16 protein-coding genes are annotated in these 24,545 nt (G+C 42.5%); 14 read left to right on the top strand and 2 right to left on the bottom strand.

Translation table 11 applies throughout. The features are described from left to right. Positions 1-130 precede the first annotated feature (130 nt). Both ACOI22_RS07280 and ACOI22_RS07275 read left to right on the top strand, forming a co-directional pair. The gene (locus tag ACOI22_RS07280) at positions 131-4,198 is read left to right on the top strand and encodes a hypothetical protein (protein WP_420671357.1); all 4,068 of its coding nucleotides are present in this window, start codon (positions 131-133) and stop codon (positions 4,196-4,198) included. Between the two features lie 211 nt (positions 4,199-4,409). Beyond that, positions 4,410-7,109 (top strand): TonB-dependent receptor domain-containing protein, encoded by a 2,700-nt coding sequence (locus tag ACOI22_RS07275; RefSeq protein ID WP_420672335.1) that lies wholly within the window; start codon positions 4,410-4,412, stop codon positions 7,107-7,109. Between the two features lie 76 nt (positions 7,110-7,185). Here the strand turns inward: ACOI22_RS07275 and ACOI22_RS07270 are convergent, their stop codons facing one another. Continuing rightward, entirely contained in the window at positions 7,186-7,914 is a 729-nt protein-coding gene (locus ACOI22_RS07270; RefSeq protein ID WP_420671356.1) for a hypothetical protein, read from the bottom strand. Positions 7,915-8,179: 265 nt separating this feature from the next. Between ACOI22_RS07270 and ACOI22_RS07265 the strand changes: the two genes are divergently transcribed. The 11 genes from ACOI22_RS07265 (at position 8,180) to ACOI22_RS07215 (ending at position 20,491) form a co-directional block, all read left to right on the top strand. Continuing rightward, positions 8,180-8,944, top strand: a complete 765-nt coding sequence (locus tag ACOI22_RS07265) for a DUF3450 domain-containing protein (RefSeq protein ID WP_420671355.1) — start codon at positions 8,180-8,182, stop codon at positions 8,942-8,944. A 64-nt stretch (positions 8,945-9,008) separates the two neighbouring features. Further along, the gene (locus ACOI22_RS07260; protein ID WP_420672334.1) at positions 9,009-10,364 is read left to right on the top strand and encodes a MotA/TolQ/ExbB proton channel family protein; all 1,356 of its coding nucleotides are present in this window, start codon (positions 9,009-9,011) and stop codon (positions 10,362-10,364) included. Between the two features lie 11 nt (positions 10,365-10,375). Continuing rightward, the gene (locus ACOI22_RS07255; RefSeq protein ID WP_420671354.1) at positions 10,376-10,903 is read left to right on the top strand and encodes a MotA/TolQ/ExbB proton channel family protein; all 528 of its coding nucleotides are present in this window, start codon (positions 10,376-10,378) and stop codon (positions 10,901-10,903) included. A gap of 60 nt (positions 10,904-10,963) precedes the next feature. Next, positions 10,964-11,368 carry an ExbD/TolR family protein gene (locus ACOI22_RS07250; protein WP_420671353.1) on the top strand — a complete coding sequence of 135 codons (405 nt, stop codon included), beginning with the start codon at positions 10,964-10,966 and terminating at the stop codon, positions 11,366-11,368. 3 nt (positions 11,369-11,371) lie between these two features. Beyond that, complete coding sequence (locus ACOI22_RS07245; protein WP_420671352.1) at positions 11,372-11,977, top strand: energy transducer TonB; 606 nt, start codon at positions 11,372-11,374, stop codon at positions 11,975-11,977. Positions 11,978-11,992: 15 nt separating this feature from the next. Continuing rightward, positions 11,993-13,339 (top strand): CDC27 family protein, encoded by a 1,347-nt coding sequence (locus ACOI22_RS07240; RefSeq protein WP_420671351.1) that lies wholly within the window; start codon positions 11,993-11,995, stop codon positions 13,337-13,339. A gap of 159 nt (positions 13,340-13,498) precedes the next feature. Next, positions 13,499-15,370, top strand: coding sequence for a GNAT family N-acetyltransferase (locus ACOI22_RS07235; RefSeq protein ID WP_420671350.1), 1,872 nt, complete (start codon positions 13,499-13,501; stop codon positions 15,368-15,370). Next, a complete protein-coding gene (locus ACOI22_RS07230) occupies positions 15,370-16,293 on the top strand; it encodes a histone deacetylase family protein (protein WP_420671349.1) in 924 nt (307 codons plus the stop codon). Before ACOI22_RS07235 ends, ACOI22_RS07230 begins: the two co-directional genes overlap by 1 nt. Positions 16,294-16,382: 89 nt before the next feature. Then, positions 16,383-17,435: an aldo/keto reductase gene (locus tag ACOI22_RS07225; protein WP_420671348.1), complete on the top strand. Its 1,053-nt coding sequence runs from the start codon at positions 16,383-16,385 to the stop codon at positions 17,433-17,435. Positions 17,436-17,666: 231 nt separating this feature from the next. Continuing rightward, positions 17,667-19,610, top strand: coding sequence for an acetate--CoA ligase (gene acs / locus ACOI22_RS07220; RefSeq protein WP_420671347.1), 1,944 nt, complete (start codon positions 17,667-17,669; stop codon positions 19,608-19,610). 233 nt (positions 19,611-19,843) lie between these two features. Then, entirely contained in the window at positions 19,844-20,491 is a 648-nt protein-coding gene (locus ACOI22_RS07215) for a response regulator (RefSeq protein ID WP_420671346.1), read from the top strand. Between the two features lie 67 nt (positions 20,492-20,558). Here ACOI22_RS07215 and ACOI22_RS07210 read toward each other — a convergent pair whose 3' ends face one another. Beyond that, positions 20,559-23,993, bottom strand: coding sequence for a PAS domain-containing hybrid sensor histidine kinase/response regulator (locus ACOI22_RS07210; protein ID WP_420671345.1), 3,435 nt, complete (start codon positions 23,991-23,993; stop codon positions 20,559-20,561). Between the two features lie 284 nt (positions 23,994-24,277). On the opposite strand from ACOI22_RS07210, the gene ACOI22_RS07205 reads away from it, so the two are divergent. Beyond that, positions 24,278-24,544, top strand: coding sequence for a DUF4212 domain-containing protein (locus tag ACOI22_RS07205; RefSeq protein ID WP_420671344.1), 267 nt, complete (start codon positions 24,278-24,280; stop codon positions 24,542-24,544). Position 24,545: the final 1 nt, after the last annotated feature.

The raw sequence follows: 24,545 nt of genomic DNA, 5'->3' as shown, positions 1-24,545 counted from the left end.
ATATCAACGATTTAAAACTTACATGTGAAGCTTTTGTGACACGTTTAATATGTAACAAATCTGTCACTTGTATGGAGTAATCTTTTGGCGTTTTTAAAATTCTATATTTTGTACCCAATGGAGAGTTCAAATGAAGTTGACCGGATTGTTTAAAGTTTCGCTTATATCAGCATCTGTGATGTTGGCCGCATGTGGTGGTGACATCAATATATCAGAAGGCGATGTTGATAATAGCACTGTTGTAAATAACCCAGCTACGGATGGCGGTGACAATACCCCGGATCCAGTTGAAGATAACGCACTTATTACTGCTGGTATTGCAACTGACGCTTCTGCAGATTTCCCCGCAATTACTGACAAACCAGTATACCGTTTAGCGCAAGATACTACTTTTACAGCTGACGCAACCTTAACAAATGATGCGCATTGGGTACTTACTGGCCGCACAGCTGTAGGTGGCGATAAAGTTGATTCAGCGGTACTGACTATTGAAGCGGGTACCACTATTTTTGGTGAAGCCGGTGAAGACTTTTTAGTGGTTCGCCGTGGTTCACAAATTGAAGCTGAAGGCACAGCCGCAGCACCCATTATTATGACATCTGTGCAAGATGTAACCGGTGAAGAAACCGGCATTGGCCAATGGGGCGGTTTAGTATTACTTGGTAATGCACCGGCCAACTCTTGTGGCGACCAAACCGGTGACACCACACAAAGTGAATTAGAAGGCTGTGGTGTTTCAGCTGAAGGCGATGCAGGCCAATTTGGTGGTACTGATGAAGCTGATAACTCAGGTACTTTGCGTTACGTTGTAGTTAAGCACGCTGGACGTACTTTAGGCAACGGAGACGAACTTAACGGTATTTCATTTGCCGGCGTAGGCTCTGCTACTACGGTAGAATATATTCAGGTACATGAAAACCTAGATGACGGAATTGAATTTTTTGGCGGTACAGTAGACGTAAAACACGTTGTTCTTACTGCAATTGGTGATGATAGCCTAGACTGGTCATTCGGTTGGACTGGAACGGCTCAGTACGTTTACATTCAACAAAGTAGCGACAATGGCGACAATGCGATTGAAGCTGACAACAGTGAATTTGACGCAGCGGCAACGCCTCTTACTAAACCCGCTATTTCTAATGTAACTATTGTTGGTTCTGACGGCACAAACGGTGCTCGTTTACGCGCAGGTACTGCGGGTAACTTAGTCAACGTATTAGTAACAGGCCCTACAGGTTATTCAAACTGTTTACGCGTTAATGGCGATGAGTCAGCGGCAAATGCTGCCGCTGGTGAATTAACCATGACTAGCTCAGTTATTGCTTGTGAAGACCCTTCTGATAACTTTAATGACCAAGTTATTGGCTCGGGTACAACTGAGTCTTGGTTCTTGGGTCAAGAAGGTAACGCTGTAACAACACCTGCAGGCTTAGGTGTGGATGTTGATGGCTATACACCTCTTAGTGGTTCTGTGCTTTTATCAGGCGCCAACCCCAAAAACACTCGTACTACCTTTGATGACGCTCGTTACATTGGTGCATTTGACGGCCAAACTAACTGGATGACAGGTTGGACGGTAGGCGTAAATGGCGGCTTCCCAACAGATGTGCAAAATGCATTAGCACAAGGCTATGCAACCGACGTATCAAGCCAATACCCAACTATTACTGACAAACCTGTTTATATGGTTGATGAAGATCCAGTATTCACTGAAGACGTAAGCTTTACCAATGATGCACATTGGATAATCAAAGGTCGCACAGCGGTTGGCGGTGACAACGTAGACAGCGCTGTACTACATATTCAAGACGGTACTACCATTATTGGTGAGTCGGGTGAAGATTTCTTAGTAGCACGCCGTGGTTCTAAAATTGAAGCATTAGGTACTGCTGCAGCGCCTATTACTATGACATCGATTCAAGATGTTACTGGTGATGAAACAGGCATTGGCCAATGGGGCGGTTTAGTGTTACTTGGTAACGCACCGGCTAACTCATGTGGCGACCAAACTGGTGAAACCACGCAAACTGAACTAGAAGAGTGTGGTGTCTCAGCTGAGGGTGACGCTGGACAATTTGGTGGTACAAACCCAGAAGATAACTCGGGTACATTGAACTACGTTGTTGTTAAACATGCGGGTAATTCACTAGGCAATGGCGACGAATTAAACGGTATTTCTTTTGCCGGTGTGGGTTCAGGCACAAAAGTAAGCTTTATCCAAGTTCACCAAAACCTAGATGACGGTATTGAGTTCTTCGGTGGTACAGTTAACGTAAGTAACGTGGTACTGACTGAAAACGGTGATGACTCGTTTGATTGGTCATTTGGTTGGACGGGTAATGCGCAGTTTGTTTACATTGTTCAAGGCAGCGAAGATGGCGATAACGCGTTTGAGTCTGACAACAGTGAATTTGACGCGGCTGCAACACCACTAACAAACCCAACTGTTGCTAACGTTACTATTCAAGGTGCAGCGGGAGCAAACGGTGTTCGTTTAAGAGCCGGTACTGCTGGTATGCTTAAAAACTTCGTTATTGTTGGACCAGCTGACTACTCAAACTGCATACGCGTAAACGGTGCAGAGTCACAGGCAAATGCAACTGCAGGCACGCTAAGCATGACCAACTCATTTGTTGCATGTGAAGATGGCGCTAACTTTGGCGACTCATTTGCTGAAACGTGGTTTACTGGCGAATCAACAAACCAAGTGGTAGCATCTTCAAGTGAATTAAACCTTGCATCTGATGGCAGAATGCCAGAAGCAACTTCACCTTTATTAGGTGCTGGTGCAGACTTATCTGCTGACAACGATTACTTTGTATCTACAGACTACGTAGGCGCATTTGACGGAACAAACGACTGGACTGCAGGATGGACCTTCGGCCTAAGTAACGGAATTCCTACTAACATTCAAAATGCTTTTGAGCAATCATTGGCAACAGATGTATCTGCTGACTTCCCAGAAATTACTGACAAGCCAGTATATCAACTAGGTAATGATACGACCTTCACGGCTGACGTAACGCTTACTAACGATGCTCATTGGGTATTGCAAGGAAGAACAGCGGTAGGCGGTGACGAAACTGATTCTTCAATTTTGTACATCGAAGAAGGTACCACTATCTTTGGTCAAGAAGGTGAAGATTTCTTAGTTGCTCGCAGAGGCTCAAAAATAGAAGCACTAGGTACCGCTGATGCGCCAATTACCTTTACGTCTGTGCAAGATGTAACAGGCCAAGAAACGGCGATTGGCCAGTGGGGCGGCATTGTACTTCTAGGTCGCGCTCCAGCAAACTCTTGTGGTGACCAAGTAGGCGAAACAACACAAGCTGAATTAGAGCAATGTGGTGTATCAGCTGAAGGTGATGCTGGACAATTTGGCGGCACCATGGACAATGATGACTCAGGAACTTTGCGTTACGTTGTTGTTAAGCACGCTGGACGTACTTTAGGTAACGGTGATGAGCTTAACGGTATTTCATTTGCCGGTGTAGGTTCAGGTACAGTGGTTGACTACATCCACGTACACGAAAACTTAGATGATGGTATTGAGTTCTTTGGCGGAAGCGTAAGCGTTAAACACGTAGTACTGACTGAGATTGGCGATGATTCATTTGATTGGTCATTTGGTTGGACTGGAAGCGCTCAATTTGTACTTATTAAGCAAGGCGAATCAGACGGTGACAACGCTTTTGAGTCTGATAACAGTGAATTTGATGCCGCCGCTACACCACTTACTAACCCTAACGTTGCTAACGTAACTATTGTGGGCGCAAGTGGCACAAATGGTGTTCGTTTAAGAGCGGGTACAGCGGGTAGTTTATGGAACTTTGCTATTACCGGTGGGGCTGGATACAGCAACTGCTTACGTGTAAACGGAACGGAAGCACAAGCTAATGCAACGTCAGGTGATTTATTTATTAAAAACTCTGTTGTAGCTTGTGAAGCAGCGAATAACTTCGGTGATACCTTTGCTGAAACCTTCTTTACAAGTGAGTCTACTAACAGCATATCTACCGTAGCTGATTTATCACTTGCCGCAAATGGTTATCAACCTCTTGCTGGTTCGACTTTACTAGGTGCAGGTGCAGATCCATCTGAAGTCAGCACGTTCTTTGACAGTGTTGATTATATTGGCGCGATGGACGAAAACGATGATTGGACTCAAGGTTGGGTAACCGTTGGACTTGAAGACTAATTTAATAATTAGTCTTAACATCAACGATGTGGTTAAGTTAAGGCGCTGTCAAAATGAAGCGCCTTTGCTGTTTGTTACAAGCTATGCCAAGTATAATGAGCATAAACGGAGTTATTAGACAATGAGTCTCAATCAAAAAGACGATTTACGAGATGCTGCAACAATCGCTCGCAACAAATCGTTAGCGGGTCCTAAAAAGTCAGCAATATCCATGGCCGTTATTGCTTCATTCGCTTTAAGCGGTGCATCAATTAATGCATTCGCTCAGTCTCAAGCGGCTGAAGAAGAAGCAATTGAAGAAGTGGTCACAACAGGTACTCGCCTAAAAGGCAGTGCAACCGCTGTATTACAAGAGCGTCAAAACCAAGCGTTCGTAGCTGATATCTTGGGCGCAGATCAAATTTCAAGAACCGGTGACAGTGACGCTGCAGGCGCATTGCGACGTGTAACGGGCTTGACCTTAGTCGACGGTAAATTTATTTATGTTCGTGGCTTAGGTGAACGTTACTCAAGTACCCAATTAAATGGAATGGGGGTGCCAAGCCCTGATCCTACCCGTTCAGTTGTGCCGCTGGATTTATTCCCAGCTGATATCATTGAAAGCCTTAATGTACAAAAGTCATTTTCACCCAATATGCCCGCTCATTTCGGTGGTGGTAATGTAGATGTAAGAACAAAAACGATTCCTAACGAATTTATATTCAAAGTATCCGGTAGCGTAGGCACGAATTCCAACAACAGTGATGATGGCTTCTTTTATGATGGCAGTGATGATGACTGGACTGGGCGAGATGATGGCACGCGCGGGTTATCAAGCCTCATTAAAGATAGCTTTGAGTCAGCACAATCTGACGATGGCATTGAGGGAAGTGGACGTTATCCACTTACCTTAGCACAGCGCCAAGAAATGATTAGTTCAATGTTTTGGGACATTGGTCCTGATTCAAAAAGTGTTGATCCAAACTTTGGTTTAGGCGCAACCTTAGGTGACGTGTATGACATTGGTGATGAAAGCGAAATTGGTTTTCTTTCCACCATTGCTTATGACAATGACTGGAAAATTGAAGAGCAATTCAATGGTACTAACTTAGGTACCGTTGGCTGTGAAGATATTTCATCTAGTTTAAGTAAAGACGGCAAATGTTTTGCACAAAGCTATGATGGCATCTCAACTGAACAGTCAATTAGTTGGAGCGGCATGTTAAACCTTGGGTATAAATATAATAATAACCATCGCTTAGACATAACAAACGTAATACTACATGATATGCGAGACCGCGTAAGAGTTCGTGATTATATTGATGTAAATGAAACGGTTATTGGTGAGCGTGAGTTAAGCCGAGTAGACATGTTATTCGAAGAACGCAGAATGACATCAAGCCAAATAAAGGGTACGCACAATTTCCCTAAGCTTGATAATGCCTTTTTTGATTGGTATGCCGGCAGCAGCAGAGCGCGTCGACAACAACCAGGTAGTTTAGACGTGGTTTACCAAAAGAATGCTCAAGATGGCATTATTACGCAGCAACTACAAGATGTAGCGGCAACCAACGTAACACGTGAATATCAAGACCTAAACGATGTGTCGGAATCCTTCGGTTGGAACGCCGGTATTCCAATATATAAAAGTGGTTTAGAACTTGAAATAAAAGTGGGCGCTGACTTTTTTGAAAAAGCCCGTTCTGCCGATAATATTTCAATTGCTGTGCCGCACAGAGCCATTAGTGATGAATACACTTTTGGTTCTCGCATTGATGAAATATTTTCAGCTGATAACTTAGCCAATGATGCCTTTTATAACAGCAGCACAGGTGCGGGTATTTTAGAATCAGGTGTGGCTGATGGCGATAAATACGCTGCAGGCACAATGATTGATGCCTTCTATTTCATGGCCGATGCGTTTATTGACAACACCTGGCGTATTAGTGGCGGTATTCGATACGAAAACTTTAGACAGCTTTCTGTCCCATTTTCGGCTCATGCGAATACGTTCTCTGTTGAAGGGGAAGAAATTGATGAAATTGCATTTGAAGATGAAGATTATTTCCCATCTTTAGCGCTTACTTACATGTTGGATGCCGAAATGCAGTTTCGCTTAAACATAAGCGAAACCACTATTCGCCCTGATATGCGAGACATAAGCACAAGCTTTTTTATTGACCCAATCACTGAATTTTTGGTTCGCGGTAGCCCTTTACTTCAAAGCTCTAAGTTAACTAACCTTGATTTTCGTTGGGAATGGTATCGTTCAGGTGGTAACAATATTTCAGCAGCGCTTTTCTACAAAGATATTGATACGCCAATAGAACTTGTTGAGCTAGGCACCGTTGGTGGTGCAGCGCCAAACTTGTTAACTGCAAATGGTGAAAAAGGGGAGCTCTACGGCGTTGAGCTTGAGTTTTTACAAGACTTGGCTTTTGTAGGTAATGATTTTGCTAATTTTTATATGAGCGGAAATTTAACCTTGTCAGAGTCAGAAGTGACTATTGGCGCAGAAGATGACGGTATTACCTCATTGTTTGAATCACAGCTACTTGATGCGCTTGACGCCACAAGTGCCTCAAACATTGTGACAAACAATACGCGCCGACTGGTGGGGCATTCTGAGTGGGTGGCTAACTTGCAATTAGGTTGGGACTCAAGTAATGGCGAGCACACGGCAACGGTTGTATACAACGCATTCGGGCCGCGTATTATAGTGCCAGGAACGCGTGGTAACCAAGATGCTGAGGAAGAAACCTTTCACTCATTAGATTTGATTTATACTTATTACCCTGACTTTAAGTCATCGGTTAAGGTAAGTGTTAAAAACATCTTAAATGAGCAAAAAGAAATTACGCAAGAAGGCTTGAGCTTGCTTCGCGAAGAAGAGGGTACCTCATTTAGTGTGAGTTACTCTTGGGAATTCTAAGCCGGGTAATTGCTAAGTAACTTAGTGGCATAATAAGATAAAAACCCCAAACATAGTTTGGGGTTTTTTTATGGCTTTAAAAACGCGTACCTACTCTAAATTGAAAGTTATGATCTTCAGTTGCTGACGTTAAGCCAACTAAGTAACGTCCGTAAATATACCAATCATTATGGTTATATCGAATTGAGGGGCCAAACTGATGGCGTTGATCTTCAAAGCCGCTAATATTGTCAATTTCACCGTAGGTGTTGTATATTTCGGCGCTTAATTGAATGCCGTCGGGCATCTTTTTCGTAAGAGCAAAGCGGCTACCTAGGCTGCTGGGTTTATCGCCATTGCCATTACTTGTTACATTTTTACCTACTATGGCTAAAGCCCGCACGTGAAGTGTACTTGAAATATTATATTGGTTAACCCAATTAACCACTACATCTTCTGGGCGCTCCCCTTTTGAGGTTCTCACATCAAGGCGAAGCCCGGCTGAGTAATTACCAGAGCCTGCTTTTTTATAGTTATATAAAAACTCCGCTTTTGCATTGTCGTACTCGAAATTACCAAAGTCTCTATATTGCAGAACAAAACGCACTTGTAAGCGGTCATTCATCGACTGCTGGTAATGGATGCGATACTGTTGGCGATCATCACGTGCACCGTTTGACTCGGTGGTGTTTAATCTAAATTCAGCTGAGCTTGCCCCCGCTTTCACATTTGGACCGTGAACACCGCCATTATTTGCCAGTGCTCCCGTGCTTGCTAAACTTCCAAAAATTGCGGTGCTGCCTAATAAATATATACAACGAAACATCTTATTTACTCATTCGTTAGTTAGGTGGGTAGTATACAGCATTTGTTAAAAATGCTTTAAATTTCATGAATCCTACAATTTACAAGGCGCTTAGAAGGCAATGAATATTGTTATGCAAATTGCTTTATATGACAAATTTGTGAAGACATTGCTGATGATAATTCCTGTAATAAAAATGTCATACAAATTCCCTATCCTCTCGAGTAATTTATATTGCTTAAGAAATTAACCAATTACTACCAAAGTCACTTCAATAGGAATTTGTATGAAGGTTTTACACGCTATCTTGGGAACGGGTTTACTGGCATTAACTGCCGTAAATGCGTTTGCTCAGGAAGAACAACTGCTAGAAGGTGCTACGCAAACTGCACAGCAAATCAATGAGTCTGCAAAAGACACTCAAGAAAAAGTGAATGCGATTACTGATCAAATTGACTCAAAGGTTCAGCAGTACAAAACCTTGCTTAAAGAGATTGAAGGATTAGAAATTTACAACGGTCAATTACGCAAGCAAATCAATTCGCAAGAACAAGAGATGGTTGATATTAATGATGCCATTGATGAAGTGAGTGTTATTGAGCGTCAAATTACCCCATTGATGATTAAGATGATTAGTGGCTTAGAGCAATTTGTTGCACTAGATGTTCCATTTTTAAAGCAAGAGCGTTCAGACCGTATTGCAGATTTAAACGCCATGATGGATCAAGCTAACGTGGCTCCTTCAGAGAAATTTCGCCGCGTAATGGAAGCTTTCCAAGTGGAAATGGATTATGGCCGCACTATTGAAGCATACAGCGGCTTACAAACTATTGATGGCCAAGAGCGTAATGTTGATTTTTTACGTATAGGTCGCACGGCACTTATTTACCAAACGCGTGACGGCGGTTTACAAGGTGCATGGAATAAGCAAACTCGCCAATGGGACGAGTTAGATTCAAGTTATCGCACGCAAATCACCAAAGGTTTACGTATTGCCAAGAAACAACTAGCACCTGATTTATTAACCGTGCCAGTGGCTATAACAGATTAATTTAGGACTAAGGAAAAGTACCATGAAATCAATTCAATCTTTGGTTCAAAAATTAGCTGCCACTATGCTTTTAAGCGTAGCTTTGGTAAGCGGTGTGAACGCCCAAGAAAATGACAAAGCCCTTGACCTAGATGCGCTTCTTAAGCAGCTAGAAGAAGGTAAGTTTTCGCAATCTCAACAAAACCGAGCTCGTGAAGCCGATTTTGCTGCCCAGCGCGCAGAACAAGACCGCATTCTACGTGAAACTCGTGCTCGTCGTGATGCTTTACTAAATGATTCAGAGCGTTTAGAAACTAACTTTGAAGAAAATGAATTCAAGTTAGCAGATTTAAGCGGCGCATTAGATACACGTTTAGGTTCATTAAAAGAATTGTTTGGTGTATTACAGCAAGTGGCTGGTGATACCAAAAATAAATTTTATAACTCTGTTATTAGCGCTCAAATTCCAGGCCGTTCTGCATTTTTAGACGAAATGGCGCAGTCAATGGGCAACTCTTCTAAATTAGCGTCAATTGAAGAAATTGAGCGTGTTTGGTTTGAAGTGCAACGTGAAATGACCGAAGCGGGCAAGGTAACTAAGTTTACAACGCAAGTTGTAGAAGCCGGTGGTGAAAAAGTAACGAAAGAAGTGACTCGCGTAGGGCCGTTTGCCTTAGTTGCTGACGGCAAATACCTAGAGTATGACGGTATTACTGAAACCGTAGCTGAGCTTATTCGCCAACCACAAGGTCGCTTCCTTGATACAGTAAGCGCGCTTGAAAACTCTAACGGTGAGTTAGTAGGTTTTGGCCTTGACCCAACGGGTGGTTCAATCTTGGGTTTATTAGTACAAGCACCAAGTTTGAAAGAGCGTGTTGAACAGGGTGGTCTAGTAGGTTACATCATCTTAAGTGTAGGTGCGGTTGGTTTAGCATTATCTATTTACTTGCTCATTAGCTTAACGATTACAAAAGCGGCCGTTAATAAGCAGCTTAAGTCTGATAAATACACTGACAACAACCCACTAGGGCGTGTTATGCAAGTGCGTGATAAATATCCCCATGCAGACGTTGAATCACTTGAACTGCATTTAACAGAAGCTATTTTAGGTGAGGTGCCAAAATTAGGTCGCTTCTTAACGATTATCAAAATTATCTCAGTAGTAGCACCGCTAATGGGCTTACTAGGTACGGTAACGGGTATGATTGTAACCTTCCAACAAATTACCTTGTTCGGTACGGGTGACCCTAAACTTATGGCTGGTGGTATTTCAACGGCACTTGTTACCACCGTGCTAGGTTTGGTTGTAGCCATACCAACTACTTTACTCTACGCAATGCTTAATACGCGCAGTAAAAACATTGTTTATATTCTGCAAGAGCAAGCGTCTGGTGTAATTGCAGATCGCGCAGAGAAAGTTAACGCAACTACGTCGAAGTAAGGTCAATCACTATGGTTGAATTTTTCGAAAACATTCGCGATTTTACAGAGACAGGTGGCCAAGTTCTCTTGGTCATTGGTTTGCTAATATTCGTGATGTGGTTACTAATTTTAGAACGCATTATGTACGTTCGTATTACTCACAAAAAGCTTAAAAATGAAGTTGTAGCACAGTGGATGGCGCGTAAAGAGCGTTCATCATGGAATGCCGAGCAAATACGACAAGCTCACATTTCGCGCTTAACTATTCGTTTAAACGGTAGCATTCCTATTATTCAGGCCTTGGTGGCCTTGTGTCCTTTACTTGGGCTAATGGGAACGGTTACCGGCATGATTGAAGTGTTTGACGTAATGGCTATTTCAGGCGGTGGTAATGCACGTTCAATGGCATCGGGTGTATCTAAAGCAACTATTCCCACAATGGCGGGAATGGTGGGTGCACTTTCAGGCGTGTTTGCATCAACGTGGTTAATGCGTACATCTAAAACAGAGCGTTCACATTTAGAAGACGCTTTACCCTTACAACGTGATATTGGTTGATATCACGTTTTAGTGTTTAAGCGTTAGTTATCGGGCAGGGCCCGACGTAAAGGAAATATTATGAAACAGCATTTTCAAAATTTGATGGATGAAGAAGAAGCCAATATTGATATGACGCCTATGTTGGACGTTGTATTTATTATGTTGATATTCTTCATTGTGACGGCTTCATTTGTAAAAGAGTCAGGTATTGATGTTAACCGCCCAGAAGCCTCTACTGCAGTGACCAAAGACAAAACCAGTATTTTGGTTGCAATAAGTGAGAAAAACGAGATTTGGATTAACAAACGTCGAGTTGATGTAAGAGCCGTTCAAGCCAATATTGAACGTTTAATTGCAGAGAACCCACAAGGCGGTGTGGTAATTCAGGCTGATAACAAGTCAACCACCGAAATGCTAATGAAGGTGCTTGATGCAACGCGTGCTGCGGGCATAGATGACGCCGCTGTAGCGACACAAGAGTAAATCATGCTTCGATATCTTATAGCCATCGTTTTAGCCGGCATCATTACGCTAGGCTTATTCTTTTTGATGCATTCGCTTATAGCGTCAGGTGATACCACGCTAGATGATCCTGCAGCAGGCAAGGTCTTAGATTTTGTGCGTGTTAAACAAGAAGAGCAGGTACAGCAAAAAGAACGTAAGCCGAAAAAGCCGCCTAAGCCGCAAGAGCCGCCCCCGCAAATGGAGCAACCTCAAATGGATGCCCCTACCCCTGATGGCGGTGACAGTGGTTTGGATTTTGCTGCTGATTTAGGTAATGATGTTGCCCTTGATGGCGGTTTGGCCCTTGATTCAGGTGACGGCGAATATGTACCAATTACTAAAGTGCAGGCCGTTTATCCACGCCGTGCCTTACAACGTGGTATTCAAGGCTACGTGGTAATTGAATTTACCGTAAATAAAATAGGTGCGGTAACTAATCCTATTGTGGTTGAAGCTAACCCCCAAGGTATTTTTGAACAGGCCGCACTTGATGCCGTGGTGAAATTTAAATACAAACCACGAGTAATTAACGGTGAGCCAACCGAAGTTTCGGGTGTGCAAAACCGAATTACTTTTAATCTAGATTAGGACGAGGATAAAAACATGAATGTATTAACACGTGTTAATCCGAGTAACTGGCTTAAAGCAGGTTTGTTAAGCGGATTGTGTGCTGCATTATTGGCCACAGGTGTAACTACTTCGCTAGTATATTCGCCATCAGCAGCTGCGCTTCAAGACGAAAGTTTGGCTGAGCGCAAAACCCGCAGAACGCCAGCTCTTCGCTCAAAAGTGTATGACCAACTCTCGCGAGCTCAAGCCTTAGGTGATGAGGGTGATTCAAAAGGGGCTATTGCTATTCTTGATGAGGTGAAAGAAAAAGCTGACAGCATGAATAGCTATGAGCGCGCCATGATGTACAACTTTTACGGTTTTATTTACTACGCTCAAGAAGACTTTGATAAAACCATTGAGTCATTTAATTCAGCGGTAAATGAATCTCCGATTCCTGTTAGCTTTGAACAAACGGCGCTATATAGCTTGGCGCAATTGAGTATGGCGCAAGGTAATTATACCGAAGTTATTTCGTACTTAGAGCGCTGGGAAGCCTTAAACGACGGTAAAATTCCGCCTAAAAATTATATCTTAAAAGCACAAGCCTTGTACCAAAATAAATCTTACGAAGAGGCCATTGTTTATATTGAAGACGCTATTAAGAATCACGAAGAAGCCGGTTATTTGCCTGACGAAAACTGGTTGGTGCTTCAACGCGCGCTTTATTTTGAGCTTAAGCAGCCTGAAAAAGTAAAAGATATTATTATTAAGTTGATTCGCTTATATGATGCACCTAAATACTGGATCCAATTGGCGGGCATGTACGGCGAGCTTGAGCAAGAGCAAAAGCAACTTGCTACCATGGAAATTGCGTATCAACGAGGTTTTGTTACTACCGCTTCTGACACATTTAACTTAGCGCAACTTTACTATTACCATGGTGTACCGTACAAAGGTGCTCTACTCATGGAGCAGGCGGTAGAGTCGGGTATGCTTGATGCAAACTTACGTAATTTGAAATTTTTAGCTAATTCATGGCAACTTGCGCAAGAAAAAGATAAAGCGGTACCGGTAATGGAACAAGCCGCTGAGTTGTCAGAAGACGGTGAATTAGATGCACAGTTAGCCGTGCTTTACTACAACATTGACCAATACGACAAAGCAATTGCAGCCGGTAATACAGCGCTTGAAAAAGGCGGCCTCAAACGCCCTGGTGACTTACACATGGTTATAGGTTTATCGCTGTATAACAAAAGCGACTTTGCGAATGCTTTAGACCAGCTGGCCAAAGCTGAAGCCTTTAGCGGTAGCCGCGCGGCAGCTAGGCAGTGGAGTAAGTATGTACTAAAAGAGCGCGATACCTTTGAAGCGCGCAAGGAAATTGCTGCGGCTCCTTAATTTACCCTGTATGACTTAACACTTAAAAACATCGAATATGCTTATCATATTCGGTGTTTTTTTCATTTAGAATAAAAAACACTACATAGATCAATATCCAATTCTTAGGTTTTTGTTATAGTAAGTGATGTTACTTCAAACATTTAGCGAGTAAAACCTATGCAGTCCATTAAGTCACAATTTACAAACAAGGTTGATTGGCATAACTTACTGGCCTCGGGAAACCGTGTATTTATAGGCTCAAATGCCGCGGTTCCTAACGCTTTAGTTGATAGCCTTATTGCTGACGGTGAGGGTTTAGATGATATCGAACTGACCCACATAGTAACTATTTCTGACAATAAATGGGCCTTACCAGAATATAAATCACGCTTCAAAGTAAATACTTTTTTTATACATGGGCCTACCGTACGCCAAGCTATTGAAGATGGTCGCGCTGATTATACCCCTTGTTTTTTATCAGAAGTGTCGAGTTTATTTACCGATGACACCTTACCACTTGATGCCGCGCTTATTATGGTGTCACCCCCTGATGAACTTGGGTACTGTTCTTTAGGTGTTTCGGTAGATGTAGTGATGTCAGCGGCAAGGGCAAGTAAACATATAATTGCGCAAATTAACCCGCTTATGCCCCGTACAATGGGTCATTCATTTTTACACATTAGTGAATTTAGCGCATGTGTTGAGTTTTCCCAAGCACTGCCTGAAGTCAATGTGGCCGACACGTCAAAAATAAGCGACAGAATAGGGCAGTACGTGGCAATGTTGGTATCAAACGGCGCCACCTTACAATTGGGTATAGGCAAAATACCCGATGCTGTTACGCGGTATTTGCATTCTCATCAAGACTTAGGCATTCATACGGAAATGATAAGCGATGGTATGATGGAACTTATGAAGCTTGGTGTCATTACCAATCGTTTTAAGACGTTTCACCCAGGGAAAATAGTCACCAGTTTTTGCATCGGCACTCAAAAGCTATACGATTTTGTGCATAACAATCCGCATGTTGAATTTTACCCTTCATCGTATGTGAATAAACCTGCCAATATTGCTAAAAATGACAACATGGTATCAATTAACAGCGCTTTGCAAGTCGACTTAAGTGGTCAAGTGGTGGCTGATTCTATTGGCAGTAAATTTTATAGCGGCATAGGCGGGCAAGTTGACTTTGTGTCGGGGAGTTCAAAGAGTAAAAATGGTAAAGCTATTATTGCACTGCCTTCTACTGCCAAAGATGGCGAAGTATCGCGTATTGTTGCTAATATTGATTCGGGCTCAGGCGTGGTAACTTCTAGAGGTCATGTGCAATATGTAGTGACTGAATTTGGTATTGCTAGCTTAAAAGGCAAAAGTGTGCGCGAGCGGGCACTTGAGTTAATCCGCGTGGCGCACCCTAAATTCCGAGAAGGCTTGCTACAGCAAATTAGGCAGCAATATTGGGTACCTAATTACCAAAAGAAATTTCCAACTGACATTCCTGAGCTTGGGCATATGCAAATAAAGCCCGTAGATATACAAGGGGAGCGTTTTTATTTACGCCCACTAAATCCGGCTGATGAGCGCCGCTTGCAAGAGTTTTTCTATTCGCATACCAAAGAAACTATTCGTATGCGTTATAACTATAACCCTGGCGCCATGACACGAGAGAAGTCATGTGATTTAGTTAGCGTTGATCAAAATAAAGATTTGGCTCTTACTATTGTGCGTCAAGAAGGTTCTAGAATTCGCATAGAAGCTGTAGGACGTTATTATTTGTATGAGCAACAAAATGCTTGTGAGGTCGCCTTTGTTACCCGAGAAACCAACCAAGGTAAGGGAATGGCAAAACGCTTATTACACGAAATGATGGTAATAGCTGAACTTCGTGGTTTAGAGAAAATATTTGCTTTAGTAAAACGAAATAATCAAGCCATGATATCGGTATTTGAACATTTTGGATTTACCCGTATTAATAGTGATGAGCCTGGCGAAGTTGAACTGGTGTATGATTTGGACCAGCACAAGCCTCAAGCCCAGGAGGCACAATAATGAGCGTGACTATTGTCAGTAGCCCTAAGTGCAATTTGCATAATATGGGAGATGAACATCCAGAGCAGCCTGGCCGCCTTCATCAAATTAACGACCAATTAATAGCTTCAGGCTTAGAATATGTGGTGCATTTTGCTAATGCCACACCAGTTAGCAAAGAAACCCTTGCGCTAGCACATGATAAAGACTTTATTCAAAGCATATTTGACCGCGCACCGAAAGAAGATTGGGAGCGCATTTGGATAGACGATGACACCATCATGATGGATAAAAGCCTTGATGCGGCTTTGTATTCAGCCGGTGCAGTGGTGAATGCGGTTGATATGGTAATGGCCAAAGAAACCACCAGTGCGTTTTGTGCGGTTCGCCCCCCTGGGCATCATGCTGGGCATAATACATCATCAGGTTTCTGTATATTTAATAACGTAGCCGTAGGCGCGAAATACGCCATGGCGCAATATGGCTTAAAACGCATTGCCATTGTAGATTTTGATGTACATCACGGTGACGGCACGCAAGATATAGTAAAAGACGATGAGCGAATTATGTTTTGCTCGTCATTTCAGCACCCATTTTATCCTTTCACAGGTGATAGCGCGGCTAGAGAAGGAATTATTAATGTGCCTATTCCCGCAGGAACCAAAGGGAGTGAATACCGCGAGTTGGTTAATCATTGGTTTGATGCGATTGATAAGTTTGCCCCAGAGCTTATTTTTGTGTCAGCAGGTTTTGATGCCCATGCCGAAGACGACTTAGCCCACCTTCGATTGGTAGAGGAAGATTATGTGTGGTTAACCGAGCAAATCAAAATCCTTAGTGAAAAACACTGTGGTGGGAAAATAGTGTCTGTTTTGGAAGGGGGTTATGCATTGAGCGCCTTAGCCAGAAGTGCAGTGGCTCATATAAAAACTTTGGCCAGTTAAGACATAAATTAAGCTAAATTTAATAGCTCCTAATTGGCATAATTTCGTATACACTCACTATAATTTTATTAATTTAGAAAAGGATGGCTATGCGTTATTCAACTTTAGGTAGTTCAGGTTTATCAGTGTCGCGTGTGTGTTTAGGCAGTATGACATGGGGCATTCAAAATACGCAAAGTGATGCAAATGAGCAAATAGATTACGCTTTAGCGCAAGGTGTTAACTTTATTGATACCGCTGAAATGTACCCTGTTCCGCCAAATGGCGAAACCTATGGTGACACTGAAAGATGCATTGGCAATTACTTTGCGCAAAACCCAGAGCGCCGACAAGATATTGTTTTAGCCAGTAAAATAGCCGGGCCAGGGTTCCCATACGTACGTGACAATAGCCCAATAAGTGGGAGCACAATAGCGCAAGCTTTGAATGACTCGCTTGAGCGCTTACAAACCGATTATATTGATGTGTATCAGTTGCACTGGCCTAATAGAACCACGCCTCATTTTAATAAACATTGGCCTAATCATATTAAGCCAAGCTCTTTAGATGTTGCCAAAGAAAAGGCTGACATGCGCGATATTCTAAGTGGCATTGATACCGCTCTTAAGTCAGGCAAAATTCGCCATTGGGCTTTGTCAGATGATACCACTTGGGGTATTCATACTTATATTGCCTTGTGCGAAGAAATGGGGATAGCGAAACCCGTGTCTATTCAGAATGAATTTAGTTTATTGCACATTAAAGATTGGCCATTTTTAATCGAAAGTTGTGTTTATGAAGACGTAGCTTATTTGCCGTGGTCACCATTAGCGGGGGGAATGTTGTCAGGTAAATACCTAGATGGCGCCATGCCTGAGGGGAGTCGCTGGACATTCCAACAGCGCAATGGACTTTTTCGCGATACACCCAACAGTGAAGCGGCTATTCGCGCTTACTGCGACATCGCAAAGCGTTATGAGCTAACTCCCTCTCAATTAGCTTTAGCATGGTGTGATCAAGTAGATGGCGTTACTTCCACTATTATTGGCGCAACTAAAATGAGCCAACTAAAAGAGAATATTGAAGCCTTTGATATTCAATTATCGAGTGAATGCTTGAGCGATATTGAAGCCACGCTTAAACAATTTCCTGTGCCATTTTAAGTTTAATATTGCGCTTTTATTGGCGCCTTGCATCGCGTTGTTCTTATGCATAGATTGTATGCGACTAAGGTGTCAATAGAAGCGAAAGCCAGAAAAAACAAAGATTTGAGTAATGTGTATTTGCGTAAATGGGGGCGCGCGTTAAATGGTAATACCAAAGTATCATTTTGGTTTCTCAATATAACGCTATTGTTAACCCATAACTAACAAGTATATAACGGAGGCCTTACAATGAGTGCCAAATTATACCCAGTTCCCAGTAACTTAACGCAAGGAACTCATTTTAGTGATGAAGCCTACAAAGCGATGTATGCTGAATCAGTAGAAAATCCAGATGCATTTTGGGCAAGCCAGCTTGAAGAATTAGACTGGTATAAAACGCCTACTATCATCAAGAACACTAATTTTTCCCCTGATGATTGCGCTATTAAGTGGTTCGAGGATGGGCAATTAAATGCAAGCTACAACTGTATTGATCGCCATTTAAAAGATAATGCCAAAAAGGTCGCTATTTATTGGGAAGGTGACTCACCTGAAGATGAAGAAAAGGTCACCTATCAACAATTGCATTATGAAGTATGCAAATTAGCCAATGGCCTTAAAGAACTAGGCGTAAAGAAAGGTGATTGTGTGGCCATATACATGCCTATGGTGCCACACGCTGCCTACGCTATGCTGGCTTGTGCTCGAATAGGGGCGGTCCACTCTGTCATATTCGGCGGTTTTTCGCCTAACGCGATTGCTGATCGTATTAACAATAGCTCTGCCAAGGTAATTATTACCGCTGATGAAGGCAGACGCGCTGGGCGCAGCGTGCCGCTAAAAGCCAACGTTGATGAAGCTCTTGCCAATGGCGCGTGCCCCAGTATTACGGCTGTGCTTACTCACAAACTCACTGGCGGCGATATTACCTGGAATGATGATGTAGATGTATGGTGGCATACCTTAGTTGAAGATTGTTCAGGTCAATGTGAGCCTGAAGTAATGGATGCTGAAGACCCTCTATTTATATTGTATACATCGGGCTCTACCGGCCAACCTAAGGGAGTCGTGCACACTACTGGCGGCTACTTACTTTATACGTCTATTACATTTCGCTATGCCTTTGATTATAAAGACGACGATGTATATTGGTGTACAGCCGATGTAGGTTGGATTACCGGCCACAGCTACATGACCTACGGCCCGTTGGCTAACGGTGCAACGCAGGTATTTTTTGAAGGCGTACCCACTTACCCTGATATCCGCAGAATTGCACAAATTGTTGAAAAATATAAAGTAAATAGTCTATACACTGCGCCAACAGCTATTAGAGCGTTAATGGCCCATGGTGAGAAGCCAGTAGAGGGCTGCGATTTATCAAGCTTGCGCGTGCTAGGATCAGTTGGCGAACCCATCAACCCAGAGGCTTGGGAATGGTATCACCGCGTTATAGGTCAAAGTCGTTGCCCAATTATTGATTCTTGGTGGCAAACCGAAACCGGTGGAATGATGATTGCACCGCTGCCTTGTGCTACGGCATTAAAGCCTGGCTCGGCTACGCGCCCACTCTTTGGTGTGCAGCCTGCACTGTTTGATGCTGACGGAAACGAGCTTGAAGGCGAGAGTGAAGGCAACCTAGTTATAAAAGACAGTTGGCCTAGCCAAGCAAGAACCGTCTATGGCGATCATAAGCGTTTTATTGAAACCTATTTTAGTGCATATCCCAATGTGTATTTTACCGGTGACGGCGCCCGAAGAGATGAACACGGATACTATTGGATTACGGGGCGTGTAGATGACGTACTTAATGTGTCGGGGCATCGCTTGGGCACAGCCGAAATTGAAAGTGCGCTAGTGGCTCACCCTGATATTGCTGAGGCAGCTGTAGTAGGCTACCCTCATGATATTAAAGGGCAAGGTATTTACGTGTATGTTACGCCTATAGAAGGCGTTGAGGTGAACGAAGAACTTACCGCAAGTATACGTACGTGGGTAAGAAAGGAGTTAAGTCCTATTGCCTCGCCTGATTTAATTCAATGGACCTCGGGCTTACCTAAAACTCGTTCGGGTAAAATTATGCGTAGAATTTTACGTAAAATTGCTGCTAATGAGCACGATGCTTTAGGTGACACTTCTACCTTGGCTGACCCTTCAGTAGTTGACTCTTTAATTGATAAACGACTGAATAAATAACGAAATTAAAGGCAGGCTCTTAGCTTGCCTTTTTTTTAAGCTATCAAAATGTTAAAGTTAAGTTGCAAGTTGATAAACGCATAAATTTACAATAATAATGCCAAGAAATTACGCACACATAATTTACTTTGGCGCATATAATTTTGCTTACGTTGGTTAGCGCTTTTAATCACAATATTAACTGTATTGATAAGCAATGGCTCACATGAAGCAGCACAATAACAGGAATTACTATGATTTCTTTACTCATAGCTGATGACCATCCTCTATACCGAGATGCCTTGAAAGGCGCCCTTAAATTACATCATTCTGACATTAGTATTGCAGAGTCGGGTGATTTAAATAGCACTGTAGAGGCGCTTAAACATAATGAATTTGACTTGGTAATGCTTGATTTGCACATGCCTGGTAGCAGTGACTTATTTGGATTTTTACATATTCAAAAACAGTTTCCTGATATTCCCATTGCGGTAATTTCGGGAACTGAAGATGCGGCACTCATTTCAAAAATTGTTGGTTTAGGGGCCATGGGCTTTATTCCTAAAACAGCCAGTGCGGCAGAAATAAACGAAGCGGTTACAAGCATGTTTGAAGGGGATGTATGGTTGCCCGAATCGGTTCGTTTAAAGATTCAAGATGTAGATGAGAACTTCAGTAAATTAGCTGAATCGGTAGCCAGTCTAACGCCTTCTCAGTACAAGGTGCTTTGTTATATGCGCGATGGCTTGTTAAACAAACAAATAGGCTACAACCTTGATATAGCTGAGGCCACAGTTAAGGCGCATGTAACCGCGATATTTCGTAAGTTAGGCATTAACAATCGTACCCAAGCGGTACTGATTGCCTCAGAGCTACAACTTGAGCCGCCTGTAAAAGACTAGTCTTTATTTACTGCATGCTTAACACTTACATAAGCCGCTTATTGATTTTTCAACAAGCGGCTTTATTCTATTTGCTTTCTACATCCACATTTTTGATAAATTTAGCCATGCTTTGAATCAAGGTGCGAAGCTTTGCTGGTTTTAAGGGCTTAGCCAAGTAATTAACGCCTTGATCAGCACACAGTTTCAGTAAATCATCACCACGCTTAGCCGTAACTAAACACGCAGGCAAAATGGTATTTGACTGTTGGCGTAGCAAATCAATAATTTCTAAACCATCAGGGCCTCTGCCTAGTTGATAATCAACTAACAATATATGAGGCTTTAACTGTGCACCAATTTCTAAGGCTTGTTTATGATTTTTCGCCAAGCCCACTTCTATGCCCCATTTACTTAGCAGAGTGTTCATGGCATCTAAATTTTCTTGTTGGTCATCAACGCACAATATTGTAAGTTTGTTGAATATGGATAGCACAGGTTGTTTTATAATGGCGGGTTTTTCCGGAGGCGTAGCAGCCATAAACTCAATGCTAAAGCATGAGCCTTTATCTTCAATAGAATCTACTTTAATTTGGCAACTTAGTTGCTGGCTTAAACGCTTAACCACGCTTAAGCCTAAACCTATTCCTTGTTCATCTGAATTTTCAACACGGTAAAAGTCACTGAATATCGCAGCTTGCTGGAGTTTGGGTATGCCTATACCCGTATCTCGAACCTGAATATAAACCTTGTCGCCTTGCCTGCGCACAGTAAGTAAAACCTTACCTTTACGCGTGTATTTAACAGCATTTGAAACTAAATTTTGTACAATTCTATAAAAATAAGTTTTATCTGCACTTATCCAGCAATCTTGTATTCGAGCTCTAAAATCAAGGCCTTTCTCTTTAGCCTTCATTCCCATTTCATTCACAATAGGGGTAAGCACTTCTTGAATTTGAATGGTCTCTATGTAAGGTTTAAGTTCATTTTGGTCAAGGCGAGATATATCTAATATAGTGCTAATGAGTGTTTCACTTGAAACAACAGAATCGTTTAGTTTTGACAGGGTATTGCGCATTTCGCTGTCCATGTCACTTTCTTGCAAGGCCGTTAAATACAGTTTTGCCGCATTAAGAGGCTGCAAAACATCATGGCTTGCAAGGGCTAAAAAACGGGTCTTACTTTCATTCGCTGATTCTGCTTCTTGGCGAGCTCTAATTAAGCTTTTTTCTAACTCATTTCTGCGTTCAATTTCCAGCCGAAGTTCCGCGTTGATAGAGTGAACTTCCTCGGTCCGTTTAGCTACGCGGGCAGCTAAGTCAATATTGGTTTCTTTTAACGCTTGTTGAATTTCCACGTGGCCGGTAATGTCGTGGAAACTGGTAACAAAACCACCACCAGGCAGGGGATTACCCACCATTTCAATTACATGGCCATCATCGCGTTGGCGAGTAAAGCGATGGGGCGTGCCGTTGCGTAAGTGCTCAAGTCGCTTTTGCACCTCAAGCTCAACTTCTCCTATGCCGCAATCACCGCGCAGTACGTTGTGGCGAATTAAGGGTTCTACCTTTGCGCCTACGGTAACGAGTTCTTCTGGATAATTAAATAAATCAGTGTAGCGCTTGTTCCATGCCACTAAGCGTTGGTCGTTGTCGATAACGCTAATGCCTTGGTCAATATTTTCCAAAGACGTGAGTAGGGCGCTCATATTAAACTGCATTGCCTGTGCAGTATCGTCAAAAAAGTTCACGACATCTGTAATATCAAGCTTTTTGCCCCGCACTAAGCTATCAATTAAAGCTTTTGCACTAGATGATCCCACAACTCCGCCAAGTGCTCGCTCACAAAAAGCAAGTAAGTCTTCATTTACGCGTTTATTAGGAGCAAGCTGCTCACCGCTTTGTTTAGCATACAAGCTAAAGAGTTGATCGCAACGTTGGTCACCCGTAAAGCGAGCTATTAAAGTTTTTAGGTCACCCACGCTTACTTCAAATATGGCTTTGTCAGTATATTGGTCTGAAAGGGTGGCAGGTAGTACAAATACTTTGGCTTGTATTCTGTCTATAAGGCGTGGTTTAGATAGTAATGAAAATACCACATAAAATACGATGTTGGCGAGTAAACTATATATAGCTGCCTGGCTTAGCAAGTGGCTTGAGTAACCCAGTGTTTGGCCACTAAACATGGGTAAAAACAAGAACATGAGCCACAAAAATAAGCCGGCCATTAGCCCTGCATAAACCCCGTGGGCGTGGCCTCTTTCCCAATACAATCCACCCACAATAGCGGGCATAAGTTGAACTACCAACGAAAACGCAAGTAAGCCAATAGACGCAAGCGAGGCTTGATTGGCCATTTGCTGCTGATACGCAAAAGACAATACCAAGATAACAAAGATGACGGCACGGCGAATAAGCTTAATACGTTTAACTCGGTTTATGCCTGAATAAGTATCTTGGTCCATGAGTTTGGGCAGCACTACATCATTGGTGATCATAGTACTTAAGGTTAGGGTGGCTACAATTATCATAGCGGTAGATGCTGATAAGCCGCCCAAAAATACAATTACTTGTAAAAGCAGTGAGTCAGAGTAAAGGGCAATACCCATTACATATGAATCCGCTTCTAGTGCTTGGTCGGCAAAAATCGCTTTCCCTGCTGCGGCAATAATTGGAATGGTTAGCGCTATGGCAAATAAATAAAGCGGAAACATCCAGCGAGCTGTTGCCACATGTTCTAAGCGAAGGTTATCAATTACGGTCACATGAAATTGGCGTGGTAGGCATATTATGGCAGCAGCAGCCATTAAGGTTTGTGCCCAAAAGTCAAACGTGAGGAAACTATTAAGGGCACTGGCCGAGGTATATTCTTGCAAAATAGCGCCCGATTGCGCTTCTGACCAATAGCGAAAACCAACATAAGCAATCAGCACAAGAGCAAGTAACTTAATACATGATTCAAATGAAATGGCTAAAATTAAGCCACGGCGATACTGAGTAACATCGGTATTTCGTGTGCCAAAGTACATAGCAAATAAGGCTATAAATAAGGTAGCGAACACAATGATTATTTGGCTATCGGTTTGTGCGGTAATAAGCTGAAAACTGGCCCCAATGGCTTTTAATTGTAAGGCGATGTATGGAATGGTGGCCAGCAAAGCAATAATGGTGACCATTAACGCAACAATTTGGCGCTTGCCGTAACGCGAGCTCACAAAGTCAGCAATGGTACTGATGTGTTGTTTTTTACTCACGTGAATTAATTTGTAAATAAAGCGGTAACCCAGCAAATAAACCAAAATTGGCCCTAGCATTATAGGTAAATACATCCACTGTTGCTGGCTGGCTTGTCCTACGGCACCGAAAAATGTCCAGGCAGTACAGTAAATGCCCAAAGCCAAGGTATAGACCAAAGGATGAGATGTTATCCAACGCGCCGTAGGCGTGTTTTTATCGCCCCATCGGGCTATCCAAAATAAAACCGTAAGATACGCTAGAGCCAAGGCTAGCCAACTGATCGACATGTTAATTTCCATACATATTGTTAACAAGTGCTATTTTATCATATATCCATCTAATACTAACACCGTAAGACCAAGGTATCATTTTACCTTGTTAATATAATGTTTATTGTGAACTTAACCCTTTATGGATAGCTATTGCGGAATGTTTCTACATCAAGGCTTATAGAGTTCATTTTGTAAAATATCGTGCAATATCTATCGTTAACAAAATGTAAAAAAAATAACGTAAATAAAATTTTTACTAATTTAATCAACTATTCACTAACTATGCAGAGGATTTAGCGATGGGATTTAAAAACGAAGGCGATCAAAAAGCGTATTGGAAGGAAAATTTAAATATCCTTTTCACGCTTTTAGCCATCTGGTTCATAGTGTCGTTTGGAGCGGGCATCTTGTTTGTTGATGTACTCAACCAAATTCATGTTTTCGGCTTTAAACTAGGTTTCTGGTTTGCTCAACAAGGCGCGATATATGTATTCGTAGCACTTATTTTTGTTTATATGGCAAAAATGAATGCTTTAGATAAAAAATATGGCGTAGATGAGGAGTAAG

It is taken from the genome of Glaciecola sp. 2405UD65-10 (genome assembly GCF_048820975.1).
Lineage (GTDB): Bacteria > Pseudomonadota > Gammaproteobacteria > Enterobacterales > Alteromonadaceae > Glaciecola.
This window is presented reverse-complemented; position numbering and strand designations above follow the sequence as displayed.

Excerpts from the sequence above, each read along its gene's own strand:
- ACOI22_RS07280 (WP_420671357.1), top strand. The coding sequence starts at position 131 with ATGAAGTTGACCGGATTGTTTAAAGTTTCGCTTATATCAGCATCTGTG.
- ACOI22_RS07275 (WP_420672335.1), top strand. The coding sequence starts at position 4,410 with ATGGCCGTTATTGCTTCATTCGCTTTAAGCGGTGCATCAATTAATGCA.
- ACOI22_RS07270 (WP_420671356.1), bottom strand. The coding sequence starts at position 7,914 with ATGTTTCGTTGTATATATTTATTAGGCAGCACCGCAATTTTTGGAAGT.
- ACOI22_RS07265 (WP_420671355.1), top strand. The coding sequence starts at position 8,180 with ATGAAGGTTTTACACGCTATCTTGGGAACGGGTTTACTGGCATTAACT.
- ACOI22_RS07260 (WP_420672334.1), top strand. The coding sequence starts at position 9,009 with ATGCTTTTAAGCGTAGCTTTGGTAAGCGGTGTGAACGCCCAAGAAAAT.
- ACOI22_RS07255 (WP_420671354.1), top strand. The coding sequence starts at position 10,376 with ATGGTTGAATTTTTCGAAAACATTCGCGATTTTACAGAGACAGGTGGC.
- ACOI22_RS07250 (WP_420671353.1), top strand. The coding sequence starts at position 10,964 with ATGAAACAGCATTTTCAAAATTTGATGGATGAAGAAGAAGCCAATATT.
- ACOI22_RS07245 (WP_420671352.1), top strand. The coding sequence starts at position 11,372 with ATGCTTCGATATCTTATAGCCATCGTTTTAGCCGGCATCATTACGCTA.
- ACOI22_RS07240 (WP_420671351.1), top strand. The coding sequence starts at position 11,993 with ATGAATGTATTAACACGTGTTAATCCGAGTAACTGGCTTAAAGCAGGT.
- ACOI22_RS07235 (WP_420671350.1), top strand. The coding sequence starts at position 13,499 with ATGCAGTCCATTAAGTCACAATTTACAAACAAGGTTGATTGGCATAAC.
- ACOI22_RS07230 (WP_420671349.1), top strand. The coding sequence starts at position 15,370 with ATGAGCGTGACTATTGTCAGTAGCCCTAAGTGCAATTTGCATAATATG.
- ACOI22_RS07225 (WP_420671348.1), top strand. The coding sequence starts at position 16,383 with ATGCGTTATTCAACTTTAGGTAGTTCAGGTTTATCAGTGTCGCGTGTG.
- acs (WP_420671347.1), top strand. The coding sequence starts at position 17,667 with ATGAGTGCCAAATTATACCCAGTTCCCAGTAACTTAACGCAAGGAACT.
- ACOI22_RS07215 (WP_420671346.1), top strand. The coding sequence starts at position 19,844 with ATGATTTCTTTACTCATAGCTGATGACCATCCTCTATACCGAGATGCC.
- ACOI22_RS07210 (WP_420671345.1), bottom strand. The coding sequence starts at position 23,993 with ATGTCGATCAGTTGGCTAGCCTTGGCTCTAGCGTATCTTACGGTTTTA.
- ACOI22_RS07205 (WP_420671344.1), top strand. The coding sequence starts at position 24,278 with ATGGGATTTAAAAACGAAGGCGATCAAAAAGCGTATTGGAAGGAAAAT.